Genomic DNA, 14220 nt, shown 5'->3' on the forward strand with positions numbered 1-14220 from the left:
ACTTACTAAACATTATATATTAATTTTTCCAAATTACAAGGTTAAATATTATTGTTTTCACTAAATTTAATATAAGGGAGAAGGGGTGTTAAAATGTCTGATTTTAAAGTTTATCTGTCACCACTAAAAGAAATTGCTTGCCAAGATCGTTTAAAAGCTTATTATCATCGGCAAAAAAAGATAGGGAAGGCCATTTATTATCTCTTACCTTCATCTAAATGGTTACAAGAGGGTAGGAAAAGACAGCCGGGCTTAGCTTTTAAAACCTTTGACGATATCGCTGATCTAATATTAAAAAAAGCTAATATAGAATATATTCCCGTATCGGAAGGGGAAAGGGATCTATTTTTTCAACAATTGTTGTTGGAAGAAAATGTAACAAATAGTCTCTATAAAGCAAGGGGGTACTCCCAAACCTATGGTCAGTTAAAAAGGCTAGGTTTAACAATAGAGGATTTGCCAGCTAATTTAAGGGAATTAAAAAGGTATTTAAAACAATATGAAGAACACTGGGTAATAGAGAGAAAACTTTTAGATCCGGAAAATCGCTTTCATCAAGCCTTTAATATTCAAGGAATAGAATTACCTTTAGGTGAAGTTATAGTAGACGGCTATATCGATTTTAGTCCTTTACAATACGGTATGCTCAAAGGATTAATTAAATTAGGAATAAATACATCTATTTACATTCCAGCGGTGGAAAGTGAAATTGTAGAGGAAACTTTAAAAAACTTAAGAGAGATAGGGTTTACTTTAGAAAGTACTCAATATCCAGAGAAAAAAGAACCCCAGATTTCTATAATGAAAGGTGTCACCATTGAAGAGGAAATCCATGGGGTGTTAGATGATATAGCTGTTAAAGTTAATGAAGGAAAGACAAATGAAAGTATTGGTATAGTTTTTGCTGATGATAGTTATTTATCGATGTTACAGAGGATTTGCCCCCAGTATAAATTACAATTGGCAATACCGAAAAAATCTACAGTTTTAGAGTCTAACCTTTTTAAAACAATTAGCCTTATCTTAAGGGAAAATCCTTTTTCTAGTAAATGGGAAAAATTAGGGTTAGTAGACAACCTCTATCAATTATTATTTAAAAAGAGAGAGGATTATTTACTGGCTAAAGAAAAGTATTTAAAGAATTATACCATAGATAAAGATATAGATGAGAGATTAAAGGTTCTTGTAGAATTTCGGAAAAAACTAGATAAAAGCTTACCTTTAGTAGAAATGATATCCCTATTATCCCAATATTTAAAAGAATTAAATTTAGTTAACCATTGGAAAGAATGTTTCAAAAGGGAAACAGATACCAGAGTTTTACAAAAGATCAGGTTTGAATGGCTGGCTTATCAAACTATCGTAAATACTTTAAAGGAAAAAGGGGATATGTTAAAAAGTAAAGGTTTACAAAACTTAGTAATAAATTTAAATATTTTTATATTATGGTTAAGTGAGCTTTTTAGGGACAAAAGTATTTATTTAGAAAGGACCCCAGCTAAAGGGATACAGGTTTACAATTTTAGGGAAGTTCCATTATTCCGTGGAGATACCCTCTATGTAATGGGAATGAATGAAGGGGTATTCCCTAAAAATTATCGATTAGCAGGCTATTTAAATGAAAAGGATTTGGATATTGAACAAATTTATGGTGCCCCAACTAGAAGTACTTTAAAGAAAAAGGATCAGGGAAGTTTTATGCAATTGTTTTATTTAGTAGATAATCTCACTTTTTCTTATGTCTGTGGTTTTGATCCGGAAAATGAATTACAGCCTTCCCCATTTATCGAACAGTATTGTAAAGAATGTAGTAATGTTAAAAGACTTACAGCAGAGGCTAGGTATAAGAGGGAGAGGATATTATATAAAGAACAAAGTTTAGAACAAGGAGCTTTTATGTTGGGGTTAGGGAAAAATGTTGAAAATGCCCCTGAAGAATATCTAAATATCCAAAAGCATTTGGAATACTTACTAAAGGGTGAAGAATTTTTAAATGGGGATTTAACCGGTGAAAGGCACCCCAAAATAGCTGTAACGGCCTTAGAACAATACAGCCAATGTCCTTTTAAATATGGAGTAGAGCGGCTACTGAAAATTAAAGAACCATTGGCAAAAAGGGAAAAAATTAGCCCTTTAATGACAGGAACTATGTTCCACAAAATAATAGAAGAATTTTATAGGACCTTAGGTGTGTTAGACAAACCTTTTTCAACCTTAGATGTAGATAAGTTGGATGGCGGGGAAGATATCTTATTAAAGATCTTTGAAGGTTACTGGCAGGAAATAGAAAAAGAACATGGAGATATTCCCTCCTATTATTTAGAACTGGAAAAGGAAAAGTGGGCAAAAAACCTAAAAAATTGGTGGAAATGGGAAAGAAAATTATTTTTCCAATCCCCAGAAAATAATCAGTTGAGAATTTTTAAGTTTGAGGAAGAAGTAGAATTTCCTTTCCAATTAGAAGATGGGGAAATAATTAACTTAACGGGTAAAATTGATAGGATCGATGTAGATGAAAAGGGTTTTGTTATCTATGATTATAAAACCGGTAGAGCTTCTTTAAAGGATGAAGAAATATTTAAAGGTTTAAAACTTCAAATTCCCCTTTATATCTATATCTTAGAACAAAAAATTAAGGGTGGGGAATATGAAGAATTGTCCGATAAACTTTTACCTTATGGTGCAGGCTATATTTCAATAAAAGAGTTAGGTAATTTAAATAAAGGATTTTGGAAGGCTGAATTATATAATGAAGGAAAGTTTGGCTTAACTAATAATATGACAGAAAGGAATTTTAGAGATGGGGAAAGTTTAATAACAGAATACAACTTGAAGGAAAAAATTAAAGAATTATGGGAAAGGATAGGTTATGACTATTCGGTAAAACCTCTACAATGCTATGATTCCTGTATTTATAAAAACCTTTGTCGAGTAACCGATGATTTGAAGGAGGAGGGGGAAAATGGAGTTTAATCCTGAACAAAAACAGGCTATAGAAAGCAAAAAAAGGCAAATTTTGATTTCAGCAGGAGCTGGTTCTGGTAAAACCAGGGTATTAACAGAGAGGTTTTTTTACCTTTGTAATAAAAAGTTAGAAGAAAAGCTATCAGGGAAGGAAGAGCCTATTGGAGCAGAGGTAAAGGAAATTGTGGCAATTACCTTTACAGAAAAAGCAGCAAGGGAGATGAAAACGAGAATAGGTAAAAGGATTACCAAAGAGTTGGAAGAAGTGGCAAAATGGCCGGAAGGTAAGGAAAAGGAAATAGCTTTAAGTTTTTGGCAAAAACAAAAGGAAGAATTGGATTTTAGTATAATTACAACCTTCCATAGTTTTTGTTATAAACTCCTACAGAACTTTGCCTTTAATGCCCAGCTGCCTCCAACATTTACTCTATTAGATCAAAGGGGAAGTAAATTGCTGAAAAATAGGGTGTTTAACGATTTGCTGGAGAAGGAAAGTAATTTCAAAAAGTGGAAACCGTTGTTTTCCTATTATAATAAAGATGCAATTAAAAAATGGGTAATTGCATTTTATGAGCAAATTGGTGAAAATCCCCAATATGATGTAGAAGGATTTTGTGAAAAAATAACTTCCCCAAATTTCTTAGATTTTCAATGGCAAATGTTAATAGAATTTAAAAGAAATTTATTAACGGACTTTTATCAAAGGGCTGAGGATTGTATAAAGGATTTTCCACCGATTAATTCTGTTACTGGAACACTTAAAAAATATTTTTGGAATTTAAAAAACCATATTGAAAAAGTAGATCCAAATAAATTACATCCCGATGAATGCTATCAATTATTATTAGAAGTAATGCCTTCTAGAAAAAATCAGAATTGGCTAAATTCAGCTCCAGACTTTTATGAATTTTATGAAGGAGTTTTCAAGGATCTAAAAGGATCATGGAAGGAATATGGGAAATATGAGCTAAAAGAGGAAAATAAGAAGGAAATAATAGAAATAATAGAACTTTTTACAGATTTACTTTCTTCCTTTGCTAAAGAATATAATTTGCGAAAAGAAGAAGGTGGAATTTTAGATTTTTCAGATTTACAAAAAAGGGCTATTGCTCTATTAGGGGAAGAGGAAGAGGTCAGAAAATGGTGTAGGAAAAATTACAAACATATAATGATTGATGAATTTCAAGACACAAATCTTTTACAGCTGAAAATGTTGGAATACATCGATCCCCAATACCGATTTATAGTAGGGGATGGAAAACAATCGATTTACCGTTTTAGAGGTGCCGATGTCACTATAATGAACTCCCTACAAGAGAGTTGGCAAGGTAATGAACATACAGATATAATCCAAATGGGGCGTAATTATCGGAACTGTGATGGAATTATTGGCTTTGTCAATGAATTATTTAAAACTTTATTAGTTAAAGATAAATCCTCTAATTACTCAAAATACTATATAGAATATCAGCCCCTAATCAGTAATAGGGTAGAGGAATTTGAAAAACTGCCAAATAAAAAAGTTGAATTATTGATCCTTAACCAGGAAAATGGAGAAGATACAGAATATGATTTACTAGCCCAGAAAATTTTGGAGTTGGTTAATACAGGACCAGAGTTAGTTAAAGAAGATAAGATTTGGCGGAAACCTAATTGGCGGGATATCGCAATATTAATTCAAGGAAGGACCCAGTTGTCTTTACTTCAAAGGAAACTTAGAGAAAGGAATATCCCATACTACGTCCACGGAGGTATAGGTTTTTTTAACAAAAGTGAAGTACAAGAATATCTCAACATCTTGAGATTTATCAATAGACCTTGGGAAGAACTCTATATTTTAGCTTTACTTAGAGGCCCTTTATTTAGGATGAGGATGGAGGACTTTTTCTACCTTAAAAATCATATTCCAAAGGATCAAAGCCTTGCTACTTATATACTAACTGGGGTATTTAGCAAAGATGAAAAACTAAACAAGGATATAAAAGAAAAGTTGACGGCTTTTTATCAGATGTTTACTAAATATGTGCCCTTTTATTTACAGGCAGATGTAAAGGAAGCTTTATTAGAAATTTTTGAGTACAGTGGTTTAAAGAGGGTTTTACTACTCCAACCTAATTCTTTACAGTCAATAAAAAATGTAGAGAAATTGATAGATATAATGGTAGAACAAAAAACTTATTCATTAGAACAACTTTTGGAAAATGTGGATATATTAGCTAGTCTAAGTGATAAAGAAGGGGAAGCAGAAGGGGAGATTCCTGAAGGTAATATGGTAACAATTATGACAGTCCATGGTTCAAAGGGTTTAGAGTTTCCAGTAGTATTTCTACCTGGCCTTAATCAAAAAGGACAAAGTGATAGCACAAGGATAAAATACGATGAAGAGCATTTACTTGTTTTAAAATATAGGGATAAAGATGAAGAGGAAAATTATACCCCTTGTTTTAAAGTTGTCAGTAAAAAGGAAACATTAGCTGATATAGAGGAATCTAAAAGGTTATTTTATGTTGCACTTACCAGGGCAAGGGATTATTTAGTAATGACATCCCATATTAAAAAGGATATTACCGAAGATATAAAGGATATAGTTCAAGAAGGGACTAAAAACTCTTGGTACAACATGTTATTAGAAGGACTTAAGAAAAACGAAAACCTAAAGGACTATATTCGGATTAAAAATTTTACAGGAGTTCCTAAAACTGATGGGGAAACTTTAGAAAAAGAATCATTTTACATGAAGTTGGATATACAAGATTGGGAAATTCCCCTTACCTTTTCCGTTTCAGAAGTTATGATGTTTATCAACGATCCCGTTAAATATTATGATTACTATATTGTTAAAATAGATCCGACTTTTTTTGATGAAGGTATAGAAAAATATAATAGTGAAAATGAATTTTTAGCTGGGATGAAATTTGGTACTTTAGTTCACAGGGTTTGTGAGTTATACGACCAAGGGTATAGTGAAGAAGAAGCGGTAGAATTAGTATTAGAAGGAATTGATGAGCCCTGGGTAGACAAAGGGGAATTGGAAAGGGAAATTCTAAAGCTATTAGAAAAATATAAAGAAATCGGAAATATAGAGATAGGGGAACATGTGGCCAGTGAATGGAGTTTTACAACCGAACTAGCTGGAGCTTATATAGTAGGGGAAATAGATAAAATTTATTTAAAGAATGGGAAATACCATCTCTTAGATTTAAAAACAAATGTAATTAATAATCTAGAAGAACAAATAGAAAGATATTTACCCCAAATTTATCTTTACAAAATGGCCTTTGAAAGGGAATTTGGTGGAATTGTAGAAAATGTATCCTTATTATTTTTAAGAGAAGGAATAAAGGGGTTAAAAACTATCGCTACAGATGTTAACTATGGACAAAAAATCGAAGAAGCTATTAAAAAGATGATTGCCCTAAAAAAATCAGGGGCTGGAAGGGATGAATGGAGGGTTTAAAAGTGTTATATGGAGGAATAGAAGCTGGTGGGACAAAATTTATTTGCGCAGTAGCAGATGAAAATAAAAAAATCTTGGATAAAATTCAATTACCAACACTAGAACCTGAGATTACACTAAGTAAAGTAATAGAATATTTTAGGAAATTTAAGCTCAAATCTTTAGGTATAGGTTGTTTTGGTCCGATTGATATTAATCCAGCAAGTAAAACTTTTGGGTTTATTACTAATACTCCTAAACTTCCTTGGAGAAATTATCCAATAGTAAATAAATTAAAGGCTACATTAAATTTACCTATCGGATTTAATACAGATGTAAATGCCGCTGCATTAGCTGAAGCATGTTTAGGTGGGGCAAAGGGTTTGGATAGCTGTTTATATATCACTGTAGGAACGGGAATAGGTGCAGGAGCGATTGTCCATGGTAAAATACTGCAAGGATTATGCCATCCTGAAATGGGGCATATCCTTATCAGAAGACATGAAATGGATAATTATAAAGGAAAATGTCCTTATCATCAAGATTGCTTAGAAGGATTAGCTTCTGGACCTGCAATAGAAGAGAGATGGGGAGAAAAAGGGGTAAACTTAGGAAGTAATGAAGGAGTTTGGGAATTAGAAAGTTTTTATTTAGCTCAAGCAATAGTACAATATATTTTAATCCTTTCACCAAAGAAAATTATTTTAGGTGGAGGAGTAATGAGACAAAAGCAAATTTATCCTTTAATTCGTATGAATGTTTTAAAAATCCTTAACAACTATTTGTCTGTACCAGAAATTATAGAACAAATAGATCAATATATTATTCCACCGGGTTTAGGAGAAAACTCAGGGATTATTGGAGCAATATTATTAGGGGAGTTAGCATATAAGAATAAAAGTTTTTAGGAAGCTTAAATAGCATTTAGTCAAAAATTTTCCTCATAGGGACATTTAGAGGGGAAACGTATTGACTAAATGCTTTTTTATTTACTCTAAATATATTGGTGAAGAACTATGTCAAATCTTTAGTATTATAAAAAAATAAAGCAAATTAATTATAAAATTAAAGTAAAAAATAATTGAAATTAAAGTTAAATTATTATATAATTAACTTGAAATTAGTTTATTTATTAAAAATAAATATTATTTGGATTAAATGTAGAGGAGGTAATAATGTGTTTTGGAATAGTAAAGCAGAATCTGTAGATGAATTATTAAATAAATACCATATAAAAAATACTACATATAAAAGTGAAAGGTTAATATTTGAAGTTAAAGATGATAGAGATATTTATAATATTACGGCACCTTTTGATAATGAAGGTGAATCAATCATAGCTGGAAGGGTAGAAAAAAGAGATAGTGAAAATTCCGAAGTAATGTTCTTTATAAATCGTGGAAATAAATGGACCCCAAAAGAGGGTAGCCCAGTATTCAATTTACAAGATCCTTTTATCACTAAGATCAAGAATCAATTAATATTTGGAGGAGTTGAAGTTTACCCAACCGAAAACGATAGTTTAGGTTATAGAACTGTTTTTTATAGAGGTGCAAATATTAATAGTTTAGAAAAATTTACAGTAGGACCTGATATGATGAAAGATATAAGGCTTTTGGAATTAAAAGATGGTCGGATTTTAGTATTTACAAGACCTCAAGGGGAAATTGGTGGTAGAGGAACTATAGGTTATATAATTATTAATTCTTTAGAAGAACTAACTCCTCAAAAAATATTAGAAGCTAGGTTGTTTAAAAATCAATTTATAAAAGAGGAATGGGGAGGAGCAAATGAACTTATTAATTTAAATAATGGTTTAGTAGGAGTATTGGGACATATTGCGAAATTTGATAATGAGGGTAATAGACATTATTATTCCATGACTTTTGCCTTTAATCCTATAAATGGTGAAATTACCAAAATGAAAATTATCGCTACAAGGAGCGATTTTGCTGATGGTGAATATAAAAGACCGGATTTAAAAGATGTTATATTTAGTGGAGGTATCTTAAGAAAGGACAATGGAAAAGCTGAGTTATACTGTGGTGTTAGTGATGCAGAGGCACATAAAGTAATGATTGAAGATCCTTTTTTAGAGTATGAAAAAATTAAAATTTAATCAGATAAAATAAACTGTCTAATGAAATTAGGAGGTACTAGTTAATGAAAACTAATCGATATAAGGGAAATCCTATTATTACTCCAAAAGATATAAAACCACATAGGGAAGATTTTGAGGTGATTGGAGTATTTAATCCAGGGGTAGCTATATATAATGATGAAGTTATATTATTACTAAGAGTAGCAGAAAGACCGATATGTAAAAATAAAGAAGAGTTTAAAGCACCTGTTTTTAATTTTCCAAAAGGTGAAATAGAAATTTTAACTTTAAATATAAATGATGAGAGTTATGATTTTACTGATTCTAGAGTAATAAAGGATAATATAAAAAAAGATGGAAGTTTTAAATATTTAACCTCGATATCTTACATACTAAAAGCTACCAGTAAAGATGGTAAAAATTTTAGAATAGATGAAAAACCATTTATTTATCCTTCCAATCAATACGATGTATTTGGTGTAGAAGATCCTAGAATAACCAAAATTGAAGATTATTATTATATCTATTTTAGTGTTGTATCTTCAAAAGGTGTAGGGGTTAGATTAGTAAAAACTAAGGATTTTAATGTTAAAGAAGACTGTGGTATTATTTTTGCACCTGAGAATAAAGATGTGGTAATTTTTCCTGAAAGAATTAATGGGAAGTATTATGCTCTTCATAGACCAGTTCCTAAATGTGCAGGTAATCCTGAGATATGGATAGCTGAATCAGATAATCTGATATATTGGGGAAATCATAAATTATTATTAGAGTTAAGAGAAAATATGTGGGATAATGGAAGAATAGGTGGGGGACTTGTACCAATTAAAACTGAGAAAGGATGGTTGGAACTTTATCACGGTGCATCAAAAAATAATAGATATTGCATGGGCGCAGTTTTGCTAGATTTAGAGAATCCTTCTAAAGTATTAGCAAGGTCTGAAAAACCTATTTTAGAGCCACAAGAAGATTATGAAATTAATGGTTTTTTTAATAACGTGGTTTTTGGTTGCGGTGCGATTGTAGAAGGTGATTTAATAAAAATGTATTATGGAGTTGCAGATACTTCTGTAGCTTATGTTGAACTAAGCATAAAAGATATATTAAATTCTTTAAGATGATTTAATTACAAATTTAAGGTGAGAGATTTATGGATAAATGGTGGGAAAAAGCTATTATTTATGAAATTTACATGCCTAGCTATTATGATAGTAACGGAGATGGGATAGGTGATTTTAAAGGATTAACTGAGAAATTAGATTATTTAAAAGAATTAGGTATAAATGCCTTATGGATTACGCCGTTTTATAAGTCGCCAAAGGTTGATAACGGATATGACATTGAAGACTTCTATAGTATAGATTCTGATTATGGCACGCTAGAAGACTTTAAAATATTTGTAGATGAAGTTCACAAGAGAGGTATTAAATTAATTATTGATATGATTTTAAACCATACTTCTAATAAACATCCTTGGTTTATTGAATCTAAAGTTTCGTTAGAAAACTCAAAAAGAGATTGGTATATATGGAAAAATGGATTCAACAATTTGCCACCCAATAACTGGGAATCTTTCTTTGGTGGAAGTGCGTGGGAATATGATTCAAAAACTAAACAATATTATTATCATGCTTTTTCAAAAGAACAGGTAGATTTAAACTGGAGTAATCCTAAAGTAAAAGATGCAATGTTTGATGTTATAAAGTTTTGGTTGGATTTAGGAGTCGATGGATTAAGACTCGATGTTATTAACTTTTTAAAAGTTAATAACGAATTTAAAAATAATCCAATAGATAAAGATGGTAAGCAGATACATCAATACGATAAAGATCAAGAAGGAATTTTAAATATTATAGAGGAAATCAATAATCTGACAAAAAAATATGGAGATATATTTTTGTTAGGTGAAGTAGGTAGTGAAGATTTAGGTACTTTAATGTCATATGTAGGAGAAAATTTATTAGATGCAGTTTTTAATTTTAATTTAGGTAGTATATTGGAATTTGATCCTGAAAGGATATATGAAGAACTGAAAAAAATGTATTGTAATTATAATAACAAAATCTTTACTTTATTTTTCGGGAACCATGATATATCTAGATTTATTTCTAGGTTTTCTAATGGGTACTATGATGAAGAAAAAGCTAAACTTGTTGCTACATTAATTTTAACGGCAAAGGGAATTCCTTTTATTTACTATGGTGAAGAGATTGGAATGCGGGATTATTATCCACAAAGTGTTAATGATATAAGGGATATACAAGCGAAGATTAAATACTATGATACTTTAAGAGAAGGAAAAAGTGAACAGGATGCTTTAAAGATTGCTAATAAAGTTAATAGAGATAAAGCAAGAACGCCTATGCAGTGGAACAATAATTTAAATTGTGGTTTTTCAAGTGGTAAACCATGGATAAAGATCACTGAGAAATATAGACATATAAACGTTGAAGAACAAAGAAGAGATGAGAAATCAATTTTTAATTATTATAAAAAAATAATTAGTTTAAGGAATGGTAACCTAGTTTTTCAAATAGGAGAATGTACTGATTTAATACTTATTAACGATATTATTAGTTTCCAGAGAAACTTAAATAATGAAAAGTATTTAATATTACTGAACTTTTCTGATAAGCTTAGTAACTATTTTTTTCCTGAATTAAAGAAAGCAGAATTTGTTTTATCTAGTATTAGAGACAAGATTGTGTTAGATGAAAAAATTGAACTCCTTCCTTTTGAAGCTGTAATAGTAAAATTGCCATATTAAAATTAAAAGGTGTGATAGAATTGAAAATAACAAAAAAGAAAGTAACTATGAAAGATATAGCTGAAAAATTAAACATATCAATAAATGCTGTTTCTTTAGCATTAAACGATAAACATGGAGTCAGTGAAGAGACTAAAAAGCTAATATTCGAAACAGCTAATCAAATGGGTTATTTTGAGGACAAATTGTTAAATAAAGGGTTTAAAAATATATGTGTTTTAATTGAAGAAAAAAATTTTTATGATACTACTTTTTATACTAAAGTTATCTTAGGTATTGAAACTGAAAGTAAAAAAAATAACTTTGATATGCTTATCAGATTCATGAATTTAGAAAATTTTCAAATACCTACTTGTATTGAATCTAGAAAAGTTTCTGGGATACTAATAGTTGGTAATATTCGAGATGAACATCTAAGAATGTTATTAAAATATAATATTCCTATAGTTTTAGTTGATCATGCTACTTTAGAATTAAATCTAAATGCAATTTTAACGCAAAATATGATAGGTTCGTATTTAGCAACAAGACACCTAATCAAAAATGGACATTCACAAATAGGTTTTGTTGGAGAAATTGATTTTTCCTTGAGCTTTAAGCAAAGATGGTTAGGTTTCGAACAAGCAATGAAAGATTATGGATTAAAAGTAGATATAGATTATTGTATTACGGAAAAAGTTGAGCAATTTGTTTTGGCAAAAAAATATAATGAGTTTGCATCGGTTATCTCCCAACTAAGTAAACTACCAACTGCCTGGATTTGTTCTAATGATAATACTGCTATAACTTTATATAATGCTTTAAAAATTTTAGGGAAAAAGGTACCAGAAGATATTTCAATAATTGGTTTCGATGATATAGAGTCTTGTAAGATTATTACTCCTAATTTAACAACTGTGTATGTAGATAAAGAACTTATGGGTAAAAAAGCTGTAAAAAAATTACTGCAGATTATGGGAAAACCTAAACAATCAACAGAACACATTTATATGGAAGTAAAGTTAATTGAGCGAGATTCTGTAAAATGCCTAATAAAATGAAATCCAATTTAAAATGGATTGCATTTTATTATAAAAATTAAAAGGGAGGAGAAAGTCTTATGAAAAAATTTTTTAAAAAAGGGAGTTCTGTACTACTTATCACAATTTTCATTGTTATGTTGTTTGTAGGCTGTTCTTCAGAAAAAGAATCTGTTAATTCAAATCATTTACAACTAGCTACAGATTGGCCCTTTCCTTTTCATGGAAACCCATTTGGAGCTGGGGGAGTCGGTGGTGCTTGGTGGTTTATGTATGAGCCATTTGCTTATTATCTTCCTATGACCGGTGAATATATTCCACGTTTAGCTGAGAATTGGGAAATTGATGGAAATGATGTTAAAGTATATTTGAGAAAAGATGTTAAATTTAGTGATGGAGAATTATTTACAGCAGAAGATGTAATTAATACAGTTAATTTTATTCAGGCACTATGGGGGTGGCCATACGATATAAAAGAAGTAAAAGCTATTGATTCAAATACGGTAATTTTTACATTAACCTCCACTAATTTTGTTCACACATTATTAACAGATGGGGCTATTGCTAGTTTAGCACCATTGCATGTGTATTCTGATTTTGCTGAACAGGCAGAAGAAGTTGCAAAGATTGGAAAAGAAATATTTTACAGGCAAATTGAAGGTCAAGAAGTCTCAGAAGAAATGAGAAATCAATATAATAAGAAAGCTGATGAACTAGCACAAAAAGTAAGGGGATTTTCCGTATTTAATACTTTTGGCAGAGTGCCTGTAGTAGGAAGTTTTGAGCCCGTTAATATTAGTCAGGTTGAAATGAAATTAGAAAGGAATAAATATCATTGGCTTAATTCAAAGCAAAAGATTGATGATATTATATTTAAGAGATGGTCTTCTAATGAATATGTATGGGCTTCACTAATTTCTAATGAAATTGATGCTGCCCATCCTAATATGCCAAAGGATGTGGTTGAGCAGCTTAATAATCTAAACAGTAGATTAAAAGTAATATCAGTGTCAGACTTATCGGATATATCGTTAATATTTAATTTCAAGAAACAAATGTTTAATGATTTAGCACTTAGAAAATCTATTGCATATATATTAAATAGAGATACTATTAGAGATGTATCTTCTTGGCAGGCTAATAGTTATGAAAATTATTATGCTTATGGTTTATTAAAAAGTATGTCAAATGAATGGATTGATGAAGCTAACTTAAATAAATTTACTAAATATAGTCAAAATAAAACGCTTGCTGAACAGATTTTAGAAGAAGCAGGATATAAAAAAGACAATGGAATTTGGCATCAATCTAATGGAAATCCAGTAGAATTTACAATTTCTGTATATGGACCCCACAATGACTGGGTATTAGCAGCTAGAGAGATTGTACAACAGCTCAAATCTTTTGGTTTTAAAGTGGATATGAAATTAATTCCAGAAGGTATGAGAGATAATGTAATGAGAACTGGTGACTATGATGTTGCTATTGAGTTTGGAACAGCTTGGTGGGGATATCCTCATCCATTAACTGGGTATAGAAGACTATATGAAGGAGATATTGCTTTAATAACTGGATTTCCTTCTACAGAAAAATACTTAACACCATGGGGTGAATTAGCTCCTAAAGATTTAATTGAAGAGTTAAATAATAATTTATATGATGAAATAAAGGCTAAAGAAATAATTGAAAAATTGGCATATATAACCAATGAGTATTTACCTATTATACCAATAAAAGAAAAAGTATTACCAATTTATTTTAATAATGGTTTTAGGGTACAAGGGTGGCCTGATGAAAAAGATCCTATATGGTCTTTAGCTCCTGGTGGAATTGAAAGAGTATATAATTTGTTGATTGGAGAAGGAATTTTGTATCCGATTGAATAACTACTAGATTTACAATTGAGGGAATTTTATATTCCCTCAATTGTAAA

At 30.5% G+C, this 14220-nt stretch carries 8 protein-coding genes; all 8 read left to right on the top strand.

Annotated elements, in window-relative coordinates:
• Window positions 1-93 precede the first annotated feature (93 nt).
• The 8 genes from BMX60_RS01695 to BMX60_RS01730 all read left to right on the top strand — a co-directional run bounded on the left by BMX60_RS01695 (window position 94) and on the right by BMX60_RS01730 (window position 14173).
• Window positions 94-2973 (top strand): PD-(D/E)XK nuclease family protein, encoded by a 2880-nt coding sequence (locus tag BMX60_RS01695; RefSeq protein WP_091348412.1) that lies wholly within the window; start codon window positions 94-96, stop codon window positions 2971-2973.
• The gene (locus BMX60_RS01700) at window positions 2963-6421 is read left to right on the top strand and encodes a UvrD-helicase domain-containing protein (protein ID WP_091348414.1); all 3459 of its coding nucleotides are present in this window, start codon (window positions 2963-2965) and stop codon (window positions 6419-6421) included. The genes BMX60_RS01695 and BMX60_RS01700 overlap by 11 nt, the downstream gene beginning before the upstream one ends.
• Before the next feature lie 2 nt (window positions 6422-6423).
• A complete protein-coding gene (locus BMX60_RS01705) occupies window positions 6424-7308 on the top strand; it encodes an ROK family protein (RefSeq protein ID WP_091348417.1) in 885 nt (294 codons plus the stop codon).
• 269 nt (window positions 7309-7577) lie between these two features.
• Window positions 7578-8519 carry a DUF1861 family protein gene (locus BMX60_RS01710; RefSeq protein ID WP_091348418.1) on the top strand — a complete coding sequence of 314 codons (942 nt, stop codon included), beginning with the start codon at window positions 7578-7580 and terminating at the stop codon, window positions 8517-8519.
• A gap of 44 nt (window positions 8520-8563) precedes the next feature.
• Window positions 8564-9622 carry a BtaManbiosPhlase gene (locus tag BMX60_RS01715; RefSeq protein ID WP_091348421.1) on the top strand — a complete coding sequence of 353 codons (1059 nt, stop codon included), beginning with the start codon at window positions 8564-8566 and terminating at the stop codon, window positions 9620-9622.
• Between the two features lie 29 nt (window positions 9623-9651).
• Window positions 9652-11268 (top strand): alpha-glucosidase, encoded by a 1617-nt coding sequence (locus tag BMX60_RS01720; protein WP_091348423.1) that lies wholly within the window; start codon window positions 9652-9654, stop codon window positions 11266-11268.
• A 20-nt stretch (window positions 11269-11288) separates the two neighbouring features.
• Entirely contained in the window at window positions 11289-12308 is a 1020-nt protein-coding gene (locus BMX60_RS01725) for a LacI family DNA-binding transcriptional regulator (protein WP_242945683.1), read from the top strand.
• 59 nt (window positions 12309-12367) lie between these two features.
• Window positions 12368-14173: an ABC transporter substrate-binding protein gene (locus BMX60_RS01730; RefSeq protein ID WP_091348426.1), complete on the top strand. Its 1806-nt coding sequence runs from the start codon at window positions 12368-12370 to the stop codon at window positions 14171-14173.
• Window positions 14174-14220 lie beyond the last annotated feature (47 nt).

This window comes from Anaerobranca gottschalkii DSM 13577, assembly GCF_900111575.1.
GTDB lineage: Bacteria > Bacillota > Proteinivoracia > Proteinivoracales > Proteinivoracaceae > Anaerobranca > Anaerobranca gottschalkii.

Excerpts from the sequence above, each read along its gene's own strand:
- BMX60_RS01700 (WP_091348414.1), top strand. The coding sequence starts at position 2,963 with ATGGAGTTTAATCCTGAACAAAAACAGGCTATAGAAAGCAAAAAAAGG.
- BMX60_RS01695 (WP_091348412.1), top strand. The coding sequence starts at position 94 with ATGTCTGATTTTAAAGTTTATCTGTCACCACTAAAAGAAATTGCTTGC.
- BMX60_RS01715 (WP_091348421.1), top strand. The coding sequence starts at position 8,564 with ATGAAAACTAATCGATATAAGGGAAATCCTATTATTACTCCAAAAGAT.
- BMX60_RS01720 (WP_091348423.1), top strand. The coding sequence starts at position 9,652 with ATGGATAAATGGTGGGAAAAAGCTATTATTTATGAAATTTACATGCCT.
- BMX60_RS01730 (WP_091348426.1), top strand. The coding sequence starts at position 12,368 with ATGAAAAAATTTTTTAAAAAAGGGAGTTCTGTACTACTTATCACAATT.